The organism is Mesorhizobium sp. WSM3224 (assembly GCF_000427725.1).
In the GTDB taxonomy this organism is placed as follows: domain Bacteria; phylum Pseudomonadota; class Alphaproteobacteria; order Rhizobiales; family Rhizobiaceae; genus Mesorhizobium.
Genome location: NZ_ATYO01000016.1, coordinates 78,499 through 93,899, shown reverse-complemented (window position 1 = coordinate 93,899; position 15,401 = coordinate 78,499). Strand labels below are relative to the sequence as shown.

Sequence of the window (15,401 nt, the reverse complement as noted above, 5' to 3'; positions counted from 1 at the left end):
CAACCAAAAATGGGTCGGGGAAGCCTGAAAGGCTGTCATTGACAGCTGTCATTGACAGCCCCTCGGCTTATCTGCTTGGTGCTCTCAACTAGGGGGGATGATGTCGACGATTACGCTCAAGGCAAAGCACGACCATCTGGAGAAGGTCGCCAGCACCCGCGATCCGGTCAAGGCTATCGCCGAGTTCGTTTGGAATGCGCTGGACGCGGACGCGACGAACGTTTCAGTCGATTTCCCGCGAAATCCGCTTGGCGGCGTTCAGTCCATCGTCATTTCCGACAACGGGCTCGGGATATCGAGAGATCGCGCGGAGCATGATTTCGATAGTCTGGGTGAATCCTGGAAGCGTCAGACCCGGCAAACGAAGGTTCACGCGCGGGCCATTCATGGGAAGGAAGGGCAAGGTCGTCTAAAGTTCTTCTCGCTGGCCCAAAAGGCAAGCTGGAACACGGTTTATGAGAGCGATGGCACGCGCTTTTCCCTGTCGATCTCGGTCGATTCCAACAGACTCCATACAGGGACAGTATCGGAGCCCCTCGAAGTGGTGGCGAAGGAAACCGGTACCGTCGTCGAGCTTACAAATCTGAAAGAAGGCTTTGACTGGCTAACGGGGGAGGAGGCCCGGGCCGATTTCAATGCAACCTTTGCACCCTACGTGCTTCAGTACCCGGGTATCGAGATCCGCTACGATGGCATGCCGGTCGACCCCAAGGCATCTATCGAGCGGTCGCATGACTTCAAGACCAAGTCAGTTGTCGGCGCTACCCGCGTTATCAGCGACCTCTCTTTGAAGGTCATAGAATGGAAGTCGAAAGTTTCCGCCCGGCGAATCCACTTTGGTGGAGAAACCGGAGTGGTCCTGGGTACGCTTCCTGCAAATGTCACGGCGCCGGACTACTCGTTCTCCGTATATGCCTATTCGCCCTTCTTTCAGGAGGTCGCCAACGCCAACCTGCTTGAACTTGATGGCCTCGGCGATCCTGACTTCACCCGCGTGGTCGACTATATCCGCGATGAGGTCGGCGATTACTTCAGGGAGCGTGCTGCCGAAAAATCAAGCGAATTGATCCAGTCGTTGAAGGAAGCCGGCGTCTATCCCTATGAGGGCGATCCAAAAGATGAGATCGAGAGGCGTGAACGACAAGTGTTCGATATCGCCACCCATGCGGTCCAGTCCTATTCGCGCGACTTCAAGAAAGCCGAAAATGCTCTCAAGAAGATAGCCCTGGGCCTACTCAAGGAAGCCTTGGCACACAATCCGGAATCGGTAACGCGGATCCTGCGGGCGGTCTTCAACCTACCTAAGAGCAAACAGGACGACTTTTCCGACCTTCTGGAACGGACGCAACTGTCTCATATCATCTCGGCGTCGAGCCTGATTGCCGAGCGTGTCGTCACATTGCAGGTGCTTTGCCAGATGGTCTTCGACCCCAAGCATCGGTCGACCATCAAGGAGCGCGGCGAACTCGATGTTCTCGTCGGCGAGAACACCTGGATCTTTGGTGAAAATTTCCATTTCACGATGCAGGAATCGGGCCTGACGAAAATTATGTCGCGTGTTTCGGAGGAGCTCGGCCAAGCTCGGTCCCGGAACAGCAGGGGCCGTAAGCCCGATGGCAAGATTGGCCGCATCGATTCCTTTATGGGCAGGATGGTGCCCCATGCCCAACCCGGTCACCGCGAGTTTATCCTCATCGAGCTGAAACGACCGTCACTGAAAGTTACCCGCAAGGAACTGGATCAGCTCGAGGACTATGTCCGCGCTTTAGTCGAACAACCCGACTTTTCGACAACGTCCACCGTCTGGAATTTTTACCTGGTGACGACGGAATACGACGACTATGTGAAGGACCGGGTCACGCAGACGGCCAGACCAATTGGTCTCTTCCTCGACAAGGAGAACCACAGGGTCTGGGTGAGAACCTGGGCCGAAATCGTCCGAGATTGTGAGGGTCGGCTGAACTTCATTCAGGAGCGCCTACGGGTCGAGGTATCGGCAGAAGAAATCGAGCAGAAGATCGCGCTTCTGAAGACGTCCATTGTCAAAGCCGGCAAGGAAAAAATCGTTACCCAAGGCGATCCTGGCGAATGAATCCGGGGTTATTTGCCTGGCCTTCGTCTTTGCCAGCAGGGTGGTGAATGGCGTTAGGCGACTTGATCTGGAAGCAAGCCTTTGCGAAGCGGATCAAAATCGAGAGGCTTCCCCACGTTTTGAACTCCCCAATGATGGGGACAAGGCGCCCGTGGCCTATCTGCTCGTGCCAGACTTGCGGGCGGTGCGACAAATCGAATCACTACGGCGCATGTGGGTGGCAGGCCGGGTGTTGCCAAAGGGCCTGACGCCGTGGCGGGATGTCTTTGCTTGTCTTCGTGACCTTCGTGTTTGGGGGCCAGCCGACCGAGTCCAACCACTGGACGCGGATATTCTGGCTGAGGAGATCGAGGGCCTGGTGGATAACGAGCTCGTTCCTCTTGAGATCGAACTTGTGTTTCGCTCTTCTCCGGAGGCCGGGGCGATCAGTAAAGCTGCGGTAACGGCTCTGATCATTCAGAGCGGCGGCCTACGTATCGGCGGCTGCCGGCCGGGCCAACCACATTCGCAAGTTCTGGGCTCCAAGGTCTTGTTCCTTTACGGTGACAACGACATATTGCGCATTCGCATTTTCTGGAATATCGCGTTTTCGCGTGCGATTGCGCCTTCCATCCGGCTTACAGCGACCGGCGCAAAGTGCGGTGACTTGAACGCAGTCAGCAAGCCGAGGCGTGAGGAAAAAAGCGCCGCGTGTCTCTGATATTCAACTAGCACCAAGTAACCGCAGAGCTTTTCTTTTACTCACGAAGCCGGAGCGAGAAATGCAGGCGGCGTTTCGTACTCGAAACAGATGGCCGACCATCGCGGCCGCGTTTTGGCCGGTTTTCAGTCGTGTTGGATTTTCGTCTACTCAGCTGCAAGTATAGGCGCAGCTGGAATCATGCGGCCAGACAAATGGAGGAGGACATGGTGGGGGAAGTTAAGACGGAACCGGAAGAGGAAGAAGGCTCTAGTCTTCCGGGAGTTGCCGGTGCCTTGGTCAACGTCGCCAACAGCAAGCCTTTCACAGCACTGCTCGGCCCTGCCTTCGGCGTGCTGGGGGATTACTGGGGCGAGCGCATGAAGCAATGGGTCGACGCTAAACGTGCAAAGAACGTTGCTGAGCACGTCGAGAAGGTCAAAACCATCGAGCACATCGCAACCGAGATAATCGAACCGACAGAACGCCAGGCCGCCGCAATGCTCGATTGGGCGGAGGAGGCTCAGAAGATCGATCCAGAACGCGAAGACGATCTAGCTGCCCTTTGGCAGGGGATTTTGGGGCGGATCTACAACGACGAGGATACCGAAGAGCTGGTCGCCACATTGAAGCAGATGAACAGGGGGGACGCCAAAGCCCTCCTTGAAATGTCGACCGAGTGGTTCCCGGGCGAGACTCTTGACCCCATACGATCGGCAAGGTTTCAGAGACTTGGTTTGCTTGTTCTCTTCGATTGGCGCCCTGAGGTTCGTGATAGGCTACCCAGCTCAATTTTGTTCGTCGTAGCGGCCGTCATGGCGGGCTTCGTCATTCCACCTTTCCTAACGGTACAGATCGGCGAAGGAGGCGCATCAGGAATGAGTAGGCTGATCGCAGCATTGAGCGTGCCGTTGGCAGTCACCTTAGCGCTTGCGTCCGCAATGGCCTTTTTTGGACCGATAATGAGACGTATCAGCAACGTCCGGCTGTCACGCCTTGGGCAACAGTTGCTAGAGAGTGGCAGTCGGTACTACCAACCCGAACGTTAAGTAGGGCCTGGGGCGCTGCCCACCGCACTGCAAGCTGCCTTCCGCCCAGCTTCACTACGTTGCAGCCGGTTCCCCGCGAAGGAGCTTGCAGCTTGACACCCGCTGTTCGCCACGAGGCCGGTTGCATGGCTGACATCCGTAGGTAGTGTGCTGAGAGTTCTGCAAATTCGCTGAGAGAGGGCGGTTATGGCCGGCTGGTGATTGTTCACGTCACGTGATTCCCGCGAAGGAACGCCACCATGACCAAGGCTGAGAGTAAGACCGCCAGCGCTGCCGTCAAAGACATTCTGCTTTCGAACCCGGATGGGTTGCGCGAAGTGATCCGTGGATAGTGGTTACGATAATCATTGCCGGGGTTGCGGTTAAGGTGATGAATCGCCAGCCTTCCTTTTGGATCTTCGGATCGGCAGTGGCAAGCATTACCATCCTTTTGGCAAACGCGTTTCTCGTTCTCGAACGTGCGCCACTCGGGCAGAAGCCTCGACCGCCCTCGCCCCCACTGGTCCTGTCGACCTGTGAGCAATTTCAACTCCTTAATCTACCGCCCTTTCCGGACAAAATTCCTGCCCCTTCTGCGATCGCTAATATCGACTGGGGCCCAGAATTCAGAAGAGATATCACGGTGGGAATGATTGCCAGGCATCTCCAGTCCGATTTGGTCGATCGGCTATTTCTCCAAATCTTTTTTTCGACTTGATTGCGGTTTTGCCATCGTGACTCAGATGGAACACATAAATGATGACGGCAGTCCCGCAACCGATCGATGCAACACTGCGGTTGCTATCCATCTCGATTCTTTCTCTTTAGTTGCCTATCTCCGGGCCTTGATCACCATGCCGCGGGGACGGTTTCGGGTGATTGTTTTTTTCGTGGACGGTAGGTTTGTGCCGCCCAGTGAATCGACAGCCAACATGTCCATGACGCAAGCGTGGATACGGGAGGGTGCCCCAGACATGGTTGATCTGCCGGAGATATCCTACTTTCCAGTGTTTAGAACATTTGCTTACGTCTACGAGTTCCAGAAAACCCCGGGAATCGCCGTCTTCGTTGCTGACAGCCATCTGCTCGGCGCCGAGCATCTCGCACGAGCCGGACTCAGACTCCAATGATCTAGCAGGAGGAGGCGAATGAACAAGTTGATATCCCTAGAACAAGTCAGATGGAACCTTGCCATAATATGGTTCGTCGGTTCAGGGTTTTTGGTGCTTGTTCTCATTGCGCAGTCTTTTGGAGGAGCTTACGCACTCAAACTCAAGCTGCTTGGAGTTGGGCGCTCCCGAACTTTCTGCCCACCTTGGCACTGATCCTCAGTGTATTCGCAAAAGAGGCTTTGGAGGATTATGAAGCCAAGCAGCCCGTGGTGCGTCTCACGTATTTCAAGCTTTCGCGCGGAGTGTCTTGTTTCTATATGACTGTATTGATTCTTACTGTATTGGTTAAACCATTCCTTCCCGATCAAATAGGAGGAGAGGCGCCTTCTCGAGTTGCGGCATTGTAAGTCTCTGACCTGTGGATTGGCCCATTGCAGAGCATGGTGGTCTATGCGCTTGGAGTTTTGTTCTTTCTCAAACAGGGGGAGCCGCACCAATGCCTACGCCGGAGGTCCCCAATGATATTGCAAAGGGGTCGGAACCCAAGAAAAACTAGCCGAGGGGGTCAGTGCATTTACCTAGACGTTAGCCTTCAGAAGGTTGTCCCTTCCTTTGGCTATCTCATGATTATCTGTGTCTTCTATACAGAATGCCTTCTTTCCGCGAAATCTCAGGCCTGCAGCAACTTGAAGAACCGGGATGCGGAACACGCTGACGGGCCCTTGCCTCTCTAGCCCGCCCGACATTAAGTGGTCGCTGACACGCGGCGAACGAACTGCGTGGCGGCGCCGCGAAATCAGTAGCATTTCACGCTGGCTTCACGGCGGGTATGAAAGAAGAGCCCGAGGGTTGGGGAGAAAAGCATGAATGCTCATCGCGGGACCGACACCGCCGGGCCGACTCTGACGGGCGGACTTCAAAGCATCGCCGGCGCTATCGATCCGCGGCAGGTCCAGTTCCGCAACTTTGGCTCTGCGGGCGGCGCGGAAATAGCTAAGCTCTATCATGGCCTGGAGACGCCTTGGGTCACTCAGTGCCTGCTTGCCAAGCTGCTGCGCCGAATGAGCGCGCCACCGGCCGCAGGTGCCGACACAACCAACGAACATATTCCAGCCGGGTATACCTATCTCGCCCAATTGGCCGCACACGACATCATCCGCAATTCCTCGCTCAATCCTCTGCTTGCCGCCAACGAGACGGGTCGTCGCAACGAGCGCGAGCAGGCACTCCTGCTCGACGTGCTTTACGGCGAAGGACCATCATCGAATCCCAGTTTGTATGCCTTGCCGAAGGTTGGCGACGTCGTCAGGTCGATAATGCGGACCGGGCCGATGGCACCGCCTTCGCCGAGTGCCATGGCGATGCCCGCGGGCGCCTGTCCCTTTACCTTGCGCGACTTGCCGCGATTCCAACCGGCCGATCTTAGCGACGGTTTCGAAAATGGACGAACGGATGTCTTGGTCGGAGATCAGCGCAGCGACGACAATGCCAACATTGCGCAGATGACGGCACTTTTCCTACACCTGCACAATGCAGTGGCGGCCGCACTTAGCGCGAGTGGACTGCCTAGACAGGACATTGAACTACCGGCCGGTGCATTTCTTTTCGACCGGGCACGGCGCGTGACGACGGCGGTTTACCGCAGCGTACTGCAAAATGACCTGCTGCCGCGCCTCATCGCCAAGCCAATATGGGACCTCTACCAGGCAAGTGGATTCAGGCCGCTGGTCGACATGCAGCCGCAGGGCGTCCCCATCGAGTTTTCCCACGCGGCATTTCGCCTGGGCCACGCCATGATCAGGCTTTCTTATGTGTTTAACGACCAACATCCAGAAGGGGAGGGGCTAGAGAATGTGCTACTCAATCGCTCCTCATCGCGTCCGCACAAGTTCCCGGTCTCTGAACATTGGGTCGCCGACTGGTCGCATTTCTTCGAAATTGCGGGGTCCACACCGCAGTTCAGTCGACGTATCGGGCCGACCGTCAACGAAGTTCTGCTCAGCGCGTACACCATGCCGATCCTTAGCGTTGGCCCCGATTCCAAAGCACTCGACGCCACTGCGGCGGGTCTGCTCAATGAAGTCGACAGGGGGGCTCTGCCTGATCCAAATGCTTCCGGACTTTTGTTCAGCGATTTGGTACGAGGCACAATTGGCGGCCTTCTCAGGCTTGATGCCTTGATCGAAAAGCTGCCGCAGGCCGTGCTTGCAACCGCACCGCTGCTCAGCGAGGCGAAAAAACGGAGCCAGGCGATTCAATCGTGGCTCCAAGGTTCGACCGTTACCTTCACAGCGGCTGAGTTGGCTGAATTGGCCGAAAATCCTCCGCTGTTGTTCTGGTTGCTGTTTGAGGCCGCGATCGAGCAGAGCGGGCTCTGTTTCGGTACTACGGGGTCGGTAATTGTCGGCGATGTCTTCATGGCAAGGTTTGCCGCCTCGCGCGCCACAGTCGAAGACGACCCGATCACGCAGGACCTCGTTTCCCGGCTGTTTCCCGCAGGCATTCCGCGAACGATGCCCGATCTAATCCTGTTCGTCGCCAATACACTCAATTTGAGCAATGCTTGGCCCCGCTTTATCAGCCCGTCCACAACTCCTGGAGCTTAACATGGCCGACCCTGTCGACAATTTGGACGCCTTTCCCGAACCGATCCAAACCCTTAACTTCGAGGCAACCGGCCGCAAGGTGGTGCAATGGGCACAGGATCCGAGCACCCGCCCGCGCGACTTGGCCGAGTTCAAGGCGCAACTGGATGGACTCGTCGTCGTGCCCGAGCGCTACAAGGAAATTCAGATTGTTCAGGGATACGACCACGTGTTCTTCCTGCGATTGCCGCCTAATAACCAGGTGACGCAATCGCAAAAGAAGCTCCAGACCGAACAAGGCGGCATGGGCGACTACGGCATTCCCGAATTCTATTTCGATGCCATTCTCGAAAAGGTGCCGTTCAACCGCGACAGCTTCTTTTATTCACGCATCGCCGACTACACCATTCGGGGCTGCCGATAGAGCATCCCCCGGCAACAGAACATGGCTGATGACAATGCCGGCCCCGGCCAGCCCTCGGCGCAGTGTCTCGAGCGCCTCTGGACTGGAGATCGGAAAGCTGTCCAAGAGCCACGTGCCGACGTTGCTTGGCTCTGGAGGCGCATACCCAAACCACTCTGTCTTCAGGTGTGCCAAAAATCGGTCGGCTTCTTCGTGCGCGGCCCTCTCGTCCCCCAGCAGGGCGAGAGCCGCAGCCTTCCAGCCGCCGATATAGGACACGCTGTCGGCGGCACGCTCGGCCGCTTCGACGCAACCGGCATAGTCGCCAAGCAGGAACCGCACGCCTGCCTGATAACTCCATTGCAGCCGCGAAACGCCGAGCCCGGTCTGCAACGCCAAATTCGCTATGCGGTGGGCGTTCTCGCGATCATCGCAATAAGCAAGTCCTAGAGACGCAGAGACCAGTGTCCAAGGGTCATTGCTATTGAGTTCGCAGGCCAGAAGGAAGCTGATGGCCGCCTGCTGCGGGATGCCATTCATGGCGTACGACCACGCCAGATGCAGCTGGCTTCGAGAGTCTATCGGATCGATCTTGGTCGCTTGCTTGGCAAACCTCAGCGCTTCCGCATGGCGTTCGCGCCGACGGCCGATGCCAGGGAAAATCAGATGCCGCGAATTGATGATGCCGGCCAAGCCGGCGTGAGCGGCAGCGAACTGTGGCGACTCTGCAATGATTGATCTGAACAGCGCCTCGGCCCGTTCCTCTGACTCGGGGCGCCACTGAAAGATCAGTTCCTGCGCTCTCAGCCAGCGGTCGAACTGCTCCAGCGACAGGTCCGGGATGCTGGCGATCTGAACCAGCCGTTCTGACGACATGCTTACACCCAGCGCGACCGAGATGCGGCGGATGAGTCTCTGTTGGGTCTGGTACCACTGGCTGTTCTCGATGACGAATTGCTCGCTCCAGATGTAGCGCCCGGACGCGAGCTGTTTGAGCGTCATACTGACGCGCAATGTCGGCCCGTCAAGAAACGTGGTTGCCTCGATGCAATAGGCATTCTCAGTGAGGCGGGGCGGATGCCCCTCCCATTCCATCACCGCCCAGTCGCGGAATCGCACCAACGAGGCCACCAGTTCACTGCGGAAAATACGCACCGCGTTGCGCGCGCGGACGGAACCGCTCACCAATTCAAATTCCCGCACGAACAGCAGCACGCCGGCGGTGGACTCTTGCAGCCGTGGCGCCTGCGACCCGAATGCCTCAGCGGCGATTGCGGTTCCAGACTTCCTGTCCGTGCAGCCGACCGTGCCGAGCTTGATGTCACTGACCAGCGCCTGCGTGGCGGCAGAAGGTTCGCTGTCGAACTCTGTTTCAAGCAGGTCCCAAAGGCCCTTATAGGCCCTCAGGGCGGTTGCCTGGTCGCCCATGCGAGCCGACGCTTCCATAACTGCCCGGCACCCGATCTCGTTCGTCGGATCGAGATTAAGCAGGGCTTGTCCGGCTCGCTTCAGCGCTTGCCAGTCTGCCGCGGCTTTGGCCATCGCTTCCAGATATGCGATGAATTCATCCTGAAGACATTGCCGCTGGACGAGAACCCAATTCCGAAACGAAGGGTCGATGTCGTCCAGACCATTGAGAAAGCTTTCGGCGACACGTTGCCTCTCCAGAAGGACGGGTGGAATCCGGCCAGTATTCAGATCGTGCCTGATCTCACTCACATCCACCGTGACGAGCGACTGCTTCAGCGTCACGTTGAGCCGGTCTCCAAAGAAGACCCCTTCGACTTCGGCCAGGCAGGCCTTGAGATCGACTACGGTCTGCCTGAGCGAGGCCCTTGCCCGCTCTTCGTCCGATTCACTCCAGAGCAAGCCGCAGATACGCTCGCGTGTCTCAAAGCCATGAGGACTCATTGCTAGATACGCAAGGACGGCGCGAGACTTACGGTTTCGCAACGCGATGTCCCGTCCAAATTGGCTCAGCGCGACTTTGTCAAGTGTCGTGACGCTGATCTGCGGCGCAGTCCTCGTTGGGGATTTGTACTCGATCATCTTTGTCCGCAGCTCTCCGCCTCAATCTAGATGAGATCGGCGCGGCCGCTCGGGCCGGCCTGATCAATCAGGGAACGAAGCCGGCGTGACTGGAACGGCGACGGGAAGGGCTGAAGCCCGGGAATGAAGACTTTGGCGACGGGAATGTCAAACATTGGCGTTGTCAGATCGGCAGCATATATGCGGTATTGCTTTTTAAGCATTTCGCCAACCAAGGATACGAAATTCGAGCCCTTCTCATCATTTTTATTCGCCAGTAGTCCGCTGGACAGTTGTGAGACGAGATCAGTGTCGGCGGCGCTCAACATCACGGAGCGCTCCGCCTGCAGGCGCTCGCTCTCGCCCAGCCTCTCATCACCTTGTTCCCTGCGCTTCATTGCTGTCACGTCGAGAGCTAATTCCATCTGGCACATTTCGAGCAGCGCGGCTCTCAGGGCGTCGCCCGCGTCGAGCCTGCAAGCCAGGCCAACTGCCTGGTTGCGCCCATCTGCGTCAAAGGATATCGCCGCGACTACAGGCGCCGGAAACTCGGCCGATATGTGGAGAAACTGTGTGCACCTCCCGAGCCTTGCCTGCCTGATGCGGGCAAGCAGATCGAGCACGCCCGCGCTGGCAAGCGCTTCCAGTCCAATCAACTGGCCGCCGCGTCTGCTGCGCCACCAAGCGGCTGCCGCATCGCGCTCGATCGCCTCCAAAAGCGCCGAGGTCAGGGCGGCCTGGTGGGTGATCCCTGCGGCGCATCCGCAACTGGTTGCCCAAGCGCCTCGGCTTGCGCTGCGGATGAAAAGTGTCTCAGGCAAATAGCCCTGCCGGCCGTCGTCGATGCGGCGGGCGGGCACCCACCGGGCACTTTCGTCGAAGCCGGATTGCACACGGAAGTCGTCCAGGTGTTCAGCTAGGCGAGCGTCCTCCCAACGACTTACACCGTTTGGCATATCCGCGCGGGTCCTCGTCCCGTGTGGTACTTGCCATTCGCTATGATATTCGACGCCTTCGCCGATGCACGCTTCGAATGCTCGCGCAGGCGTGAGACCGACACCACTGAAGCTGGCGGAGGTGGACAAGACCGAATCTCCCCAGTTGCGCTGTACCTGCGCCCCAAAGAAGTACAGCCCTGGCGCGTGGCGTGCATGCAAGCGAAACAGATTGCCGAAGCTTGCGGCAGCGGACAGTAACCTTTGGCGGTTGTCTGCCTCCACCTGCCCTGGATTTGCATCATCCAAGTCGAGATAGCCGAGCGAGCTGAGCAGCCCGCGTGCCATTGCGGCCTGCTCAGGCGCCAAATCTTGCGGGTGTGAAAAAAATCGCACTGCCAGTTCAAATGCATTAACGGCTGTCAATCCACGATCCTCGCTGTAAAGAATCCGTTCCCCTATTGTCTGCCACTTTTGCCTAACAAGACTGATGGGGCCAACAAAACATTGCGTGGAATGCGATCCGAGTAGCGCAAAGCCACAAGAGCCAAAGGTCGCCGTCATCTCACGCTGGTTTCACGCTAGCTGGTCTAATGGTCAATTCCGAAAGGCCATCTCGGAGCTGGACCTTCCAAAACGGGTCGATCGGAGACGACTGAAGATCGGCGCGAACGCGTATCCTCCCGGAGCGCCGCCGCGGGGCCATGACCGGAGCGGGCCGGTTTGTGCCTCGCGGCCCGCTGGGAAGGGCGAAGGCGGGTTCTTCGACACAAAGCCATTCTGCAATCAGGCAACCGACAAGACAGGGAGATCCAAAAATGGGAACGCATGGCACCCCGCCCCGGGGCATTGATGCGACACGATCGCCCCTGTTCGAAGGCCGCTTCGGCCGTATGTTCCGGAATCTGGCGCCCGCAACGTTCGGGGAAAACGATGCACAGAACCGGCGCAACCTCAAGGCACTCGGCTCGGCCATGTCTGCTGGCATTGACGAACCGAAAGATGGGCTCGATGCCGAGGAAAGTGGCATACCTGCGCTCTATACCTATTTTGGACAGTTCGTGGATCACGACATCACCTTCGACCCAGTCAGCACCCTACGCAAATCGCTCGACCCGGATGGCCTGGTGGATTTCCGCACGCCGAGCTTCAACCTGGACAACGTCTATGGTCGCGGCCCGGCCGACCAGCCATACATGTACACAAGCGAGGGCCGATTCAGGCATGGGGAGCCATTGACGGGAGCGGGCGGTCACTCTGGTCACGATCTGGCCCGCGTCGGCGGACGAGCCATCATCGGCGACCCGCGCAACGACGAGAACAGTCTCGTGTCGCAGCTACAGGGGCTGATGCTCGAGATGCACAACCGGATGGTTGACGACAATCCGGGTCTGGACTTTGAAGCCATTCAACAGCTTGTCCGTTTCCACTATCAATATGTTGTCGTGAACGATTTTCTGCCCCGGATTGTTTCGGGGCCCGTCCTCCACGCCCTCAGGACCGACGGCCACTTTGATCAAAAGCTCTTGCGGTATTTCCACTGGCGTAACCTGCCGTTCATGCCGGTGGAGTTTTCGGTCGCTGCCTACAGACTTGGCCATTCGATGGTTAGGCCCGGCTATCGGCTGAACAACGACAAACTGCTGCCGATCTTCCCGCGAGCTGACGAACCGCGCGAAGAAGCTCTCACCGGGTTTCAGACGATGAGACCAGGGCGCGCGCTGGATTGGGGCCGATTTATTGACGTTGACGTGCGTGCCGGTGGAACAGATTCCAACACGAGCGACCCGGCAAACAAGCGTCGCCTGCAATTTGCCTATAGAATCGACACGTCCCTGGTAGGCTTCCTGCACGACTTGCCGAAAACCGTGGCGGGTGATCCGCCGGCCTCGCTCGGTGAGCGCAACCTCCTGCGGGGCTGGCTGCTCGGCCTGCCGTCCGGCCAGAGCATTGCGCGCGCCATGCGCATCGAGCCGTTGACCGACGAAGCCATCCTTATCGGCAAGGCAGTGGACGCTCCAGAGGATGGAGATGTCGTCGGCCCCATCATAGAGGCGGTCAACGCCCGCGGTGGGGACGGCAACGCCTTTGCCGGCAACTGTCCGCTTTGGACCTATGTTCTTGCCGAGGCGGCGGCAAACAGGACCGACGTTCCAATTCCGGTGACAGGGGGCGGCACGCGCTCGACGCCGCAGCTTGGACCAGTTGGCGGCCGGATCGTGGCGGAGGTCTTCCTTGGATTGCTGTTTGGCGACGGCAGATCCTACCTGTCGCTCGATCCTTTGTGGAAGCCCGTGAGCGGGGTGGGCTTCAGACTCAAGGATCTGGTCTCATACGGGCTCGGCATGGGCCCACCGTTGCACTACCGGTAGGAACCCGCTCGGCGGCGGGACAAGTGACCGCCGCTCTTCGGGTACCAATGTCTAAGCCATGGCTGTTCGCGTTCCCCTCAGGCCCAGTCCAAAGATGTAATTGCAGAGGCAAGACATGTCGGTCAAAGTCTATTTCGCGACCAATCGCCAGCCCTATACCGCCCCGGGCAGCAGCAGAATCACCAGGTTCGAAGACGATCTCGGGCCGGTTGGTGGCCTTAACGTCCGTTATGGCAGCGCCGACGTCGACGTTGATCTTGATGCGCGCACGAACACGATCGTCGCCGGATCCCTACAGGTGGCGGACGAGCAGCTCATTCCTCCTGAAGGCGGCGAGCCGCAGTTGGGCAGCACCACGATCTTCGACGCATTGCGGAACGACATGAGAACGTCCCGGCGGCCGACGATCGCCTTCATCCATGGGTTCAGCAACAGCTTCACCGACGCGATCGAGCGCGCTGGTTGGATTTCAGCCTTTTACGGTCTGGACGCCAACATGTTCGTGTTTACATGGCCGTCACGTGGTTCGCCTCTCGGCTTTCCTCTGCCTTACGCCGACTACGCGCATGACAGGAAAACCGCACTTGCATCGGGTCCCGCCGTTGCCCGCACGATCCGGCGCCTGCATGACTATGTGGATTTGCTCGGCGATAATTCGGCATGCGACCAAAGCATCCATCTGCTGTGCCACAGCATGGGCAACTACGTCCTTCGCAACGCCTTGCAGGCGCTCATGCGGCTGCCCAACCCGTCGGTAGCCATCCAGCCAGACGACGCTGTCTCGGACATGGTGCCGCTCCCGCAGCATCTGCCCGACCCTTCGGTGCTAAGGCGAACATTCGACAAGATCGTGCTCGCTGCGGCCGACGAGGATGCCGACGCCTTTGATGATCCAGCAAAATTCAAATTCCTGCCCAGGCTCGGTCAGTCGGTTTCCGTATACCACTCATTGAAGGACTGGGTCCTGAACACTCTGAGCGACAGGACGAAATTCAATGGCCCGCGGCTGGGGAGCGACGGCCCCGACAATATGGCAACCATCAGCGACAAGGTTTCCGCCATCGATTGCTCGGATGTGACCTCGTTCAACAAGGATCCGGAAGAACACCAATACTACCGCGTTTTCCCGGTGGTTCGAAACGACATCGTCCAGGTACTTAAGGGGGTTCCACAAAACAAAGTTAGGAACCGGACTGCCGTTTCGCACGGGCGCTATCGCATCAAGCCGGTATGAATGGTCGGACGGCGACGTCGGGAGCCTTGGCATCTGCAAACGCCAGAGGTCTGCCAGCTCAGATTGCATACATCAACAACCCGAGCGGCGCCTGGATGAAAGGACCGCTAATATTAGAGGAGTGTCCAATGGCTTTGAGCAGAAAAGTACTCTGGATTGTCAACATGGATACGCTGGCCATCGAGAACCAGTTTGGCCAGCATGCCCGCGCCGCCGGCATCAACACGCTCTGCATCCGTACATCCACCAACCGCCTTCCAGAGTCCATTGCCGCGCTGAGCAGCCAAGGCTTTGACGTTTATGCATGGCGATGGCCCTCCGCTAATGCTCATGCCGCGATGGCGGAGGCCAGCAAGGTCGCTACGCTTCTAATCCCTGCTGGCCTGAAGGGCTACATCGTGGATCCGGAGTCAGACAGTCCGGGTGCCAGCAATGATTGGAACCGCGCGGGTTTGGCGAATCTTGCGCAGTCATTTTGTGCAACAATCAAGGATGCCGCGCCTGCCGGTTTCCGGTTCGGCACGACGTCGGGATGCATTTATCCGGCGTCGACCGGAAAGCCTCAAATCCCCTGGTCGGAATTTTTTGCGGCGAGCGATGCGCTCTTTCCGCAAACCTACTGGAGGTGGACCGCAAGCAGCGGGCGACGGCAAAACATCAATGGAGGGACACCTGCCAAAGCAACTGCGCGGGGAATGGGTGCATGGACATCGCCGGCTCAGGGCAAGGCGATCATCCCGATGGCTGGGGAGATCGATGTCGTTACGCCGGCCGAAATCGCGGACTATGGCAGGGAGCTTAACAGCCGTGCCATCACCGAGGGTCATTTCTATGCCGACAGCCCGAGGGTATCGCCAGCTGTTCTTGCGGCGATCAGTGCACTGTGACCGGCGGGCGTATGGCCGCCAATTTGGATGACGCGACACAGGAGAC

11 protein-coding genes are annotated in these 15,401 nt (G+C 58.2%); 9 read left to right on the top strand and 2 right to left on the bottom strand.

Annotation, left to right across the window (positions count from 1 at the left end; translation table 11 throughout):
- The first annotated feature begins 97 nt into the window (after positions 1 to 97).
- The 6 genes from YU3_RS37180 (at position 98) to YU3_RS0122345 (ending at position 7,920) form a co-directional block, all read left to right on the top strand.
- Positions 98 to 2,092 (top strand): ATP-binding protein, encoded by a 1,995-nt coding sequence (locus tag YU3_RS37180; RefSeq protein WP_245273607.1) that lies wholly within the window; start codon positions 98 to 100, stop codon positions 2,090 to 2,092.
- Entirely contained in the window at positions 2,040 to 2,792 is a 753-nt protein-coding gene (locus YU3_RS40730) for a hypothetical protein (protein WP_156913563.1), read from the top strand. The genes YU3_RS37180 and YU3_RS40730 overlap by 53 nt, the downstream gene beginning before the upstream one ends.
- Before the next feature lie 206 nt (positions 2,793 to 2,998).
- Positions 2,999 to 3,820: a hypothetical protein gene (locus YU3_RS0122370; protein WP_156913562.1), complete on the top strand. Its 822-nt coding sequence runs from the start codon at positions 2,999 to 3,001 to the stop codon at positions 3,818 to 3,820.
- Between the two features lie 632 nt (positions 3,821 to 4,452).
- Positions 4,453 to 4,929, top strand: a complete 477-nt coding sequence (locus YU3_RS0122355) for a hypothetical protein (RefSeq protein ID WP_156913561.1) — start codon at positions 4,453 to 4,455, stop codon at positions 4,927 to 4,929.
- Positions 4,930 to 5,774: 845 nt separating this feature from the next.
- Positions 5,775 to 7,517, top strand: a complete 1,743-nt coding sequence (locus YU3_RS0122350) for a peroxidase family protein (RefSeq protein WP_027168326.1) — start codon at positions 5,775 to 5,777, stop codon at positions 7,515 to 7,517.
- 1 nt (position 7,518) lies between these two features.
- Positions 7,519 to 7,920, top strand: coding sequence for a hypothetical protein (locus tag YU3_RS0122345; RefSeq protein ID WP_027168325.1), 402 nt, complete (start codon positions 7,519 to 7,521; stop codon positions 7,918 to 7,920).
- On the opposite strand, the gene YU3_RS0122340 is transcribed toward YU3_RS0122345, so the two are convergent.
- Together YU3_RS0122340 and YU3_RS0122335 are read right to left on the bottom strand one after the other, a co-directional pair.
- Positions 7,882 to 9,948, bottom strand: coding sequence for a BTAD domain-containing putative transcriptional regulator (locus tag YU3_RS0122340; protein WP_027168324.1), 2,067 nt, complete (start codon positions 9,946 to 9,948; stop codon positions 7,882 to 7,884). The two genes, YU3_RS0122345 and YU3_RS0122340, sit on opposite strands and share 39 nt — an antisense overlap.
- Before the next feature lie 26 nt (positions 9,949 to 9,974).
- Positions 9,975 to 11,288 carry a YcaO-like family protein gene (locus YU3_RS0122335; protein ID WP_245273606.1) on the bottom strand — a complete coding sequence of 438 codons (1,314 nt, stop codon included), beginning with the start codon at positions 11,286 to 11,288 and terminating at the stop codon, positions 9,975 to 9,977.
- Positions 11,289 to 11,680: 392 nt separating this feature from the next.
- On the opposite strand from YU3_RS0122335, the gene YU3_RS0122330 reads away from it, so the two are divergent.
- The 3 genes from YU3_RS0122330 (at position 11,681) to YU3_RS0122320 (ending at position 15,355) form a co-directional block, all read left to right on the top strand.
- On the top strand, positions 11,681 to 13,234 hold the full coding sequence (locus YU3_RS0122330) for a heme peroxidase family protein (protein ID WP_036259205.1): 1,554 nt from the start codon (positions 11,681 to 11,683) through the stop codon (positions 13,232 to 13,234).
- Between the two features lie 115 nt (positions 13,235 to 13,349).
- Positions 13,350 to 14,468: an alpha/beta fold hydrolase gene (locus tag YU3_RS0122325; RefSeq protein WP_027168321.1), complete on the top strand. Its 1,119-nt coding sequence runs from the start codon at positions 13,350 to 13,352 to the stop codon at positions 14,466 to 14,468.
- A gap of 128 nt (positions 14,469 to 14,596) precedes the next feature.
- Positions 14,597 to 15,355: a hypothetical protein gene (locus tag YU3_RS0122320; protein WP_027168320.1), complete on the top strand. Its 759-nt coding sequence runs from the start codon at positions 14,597 to 14,599 to the stop codon at positions 15,353 to 15,355.
- Positions 15,356 to 15,401: the final 46 nt, after the last annotated feature.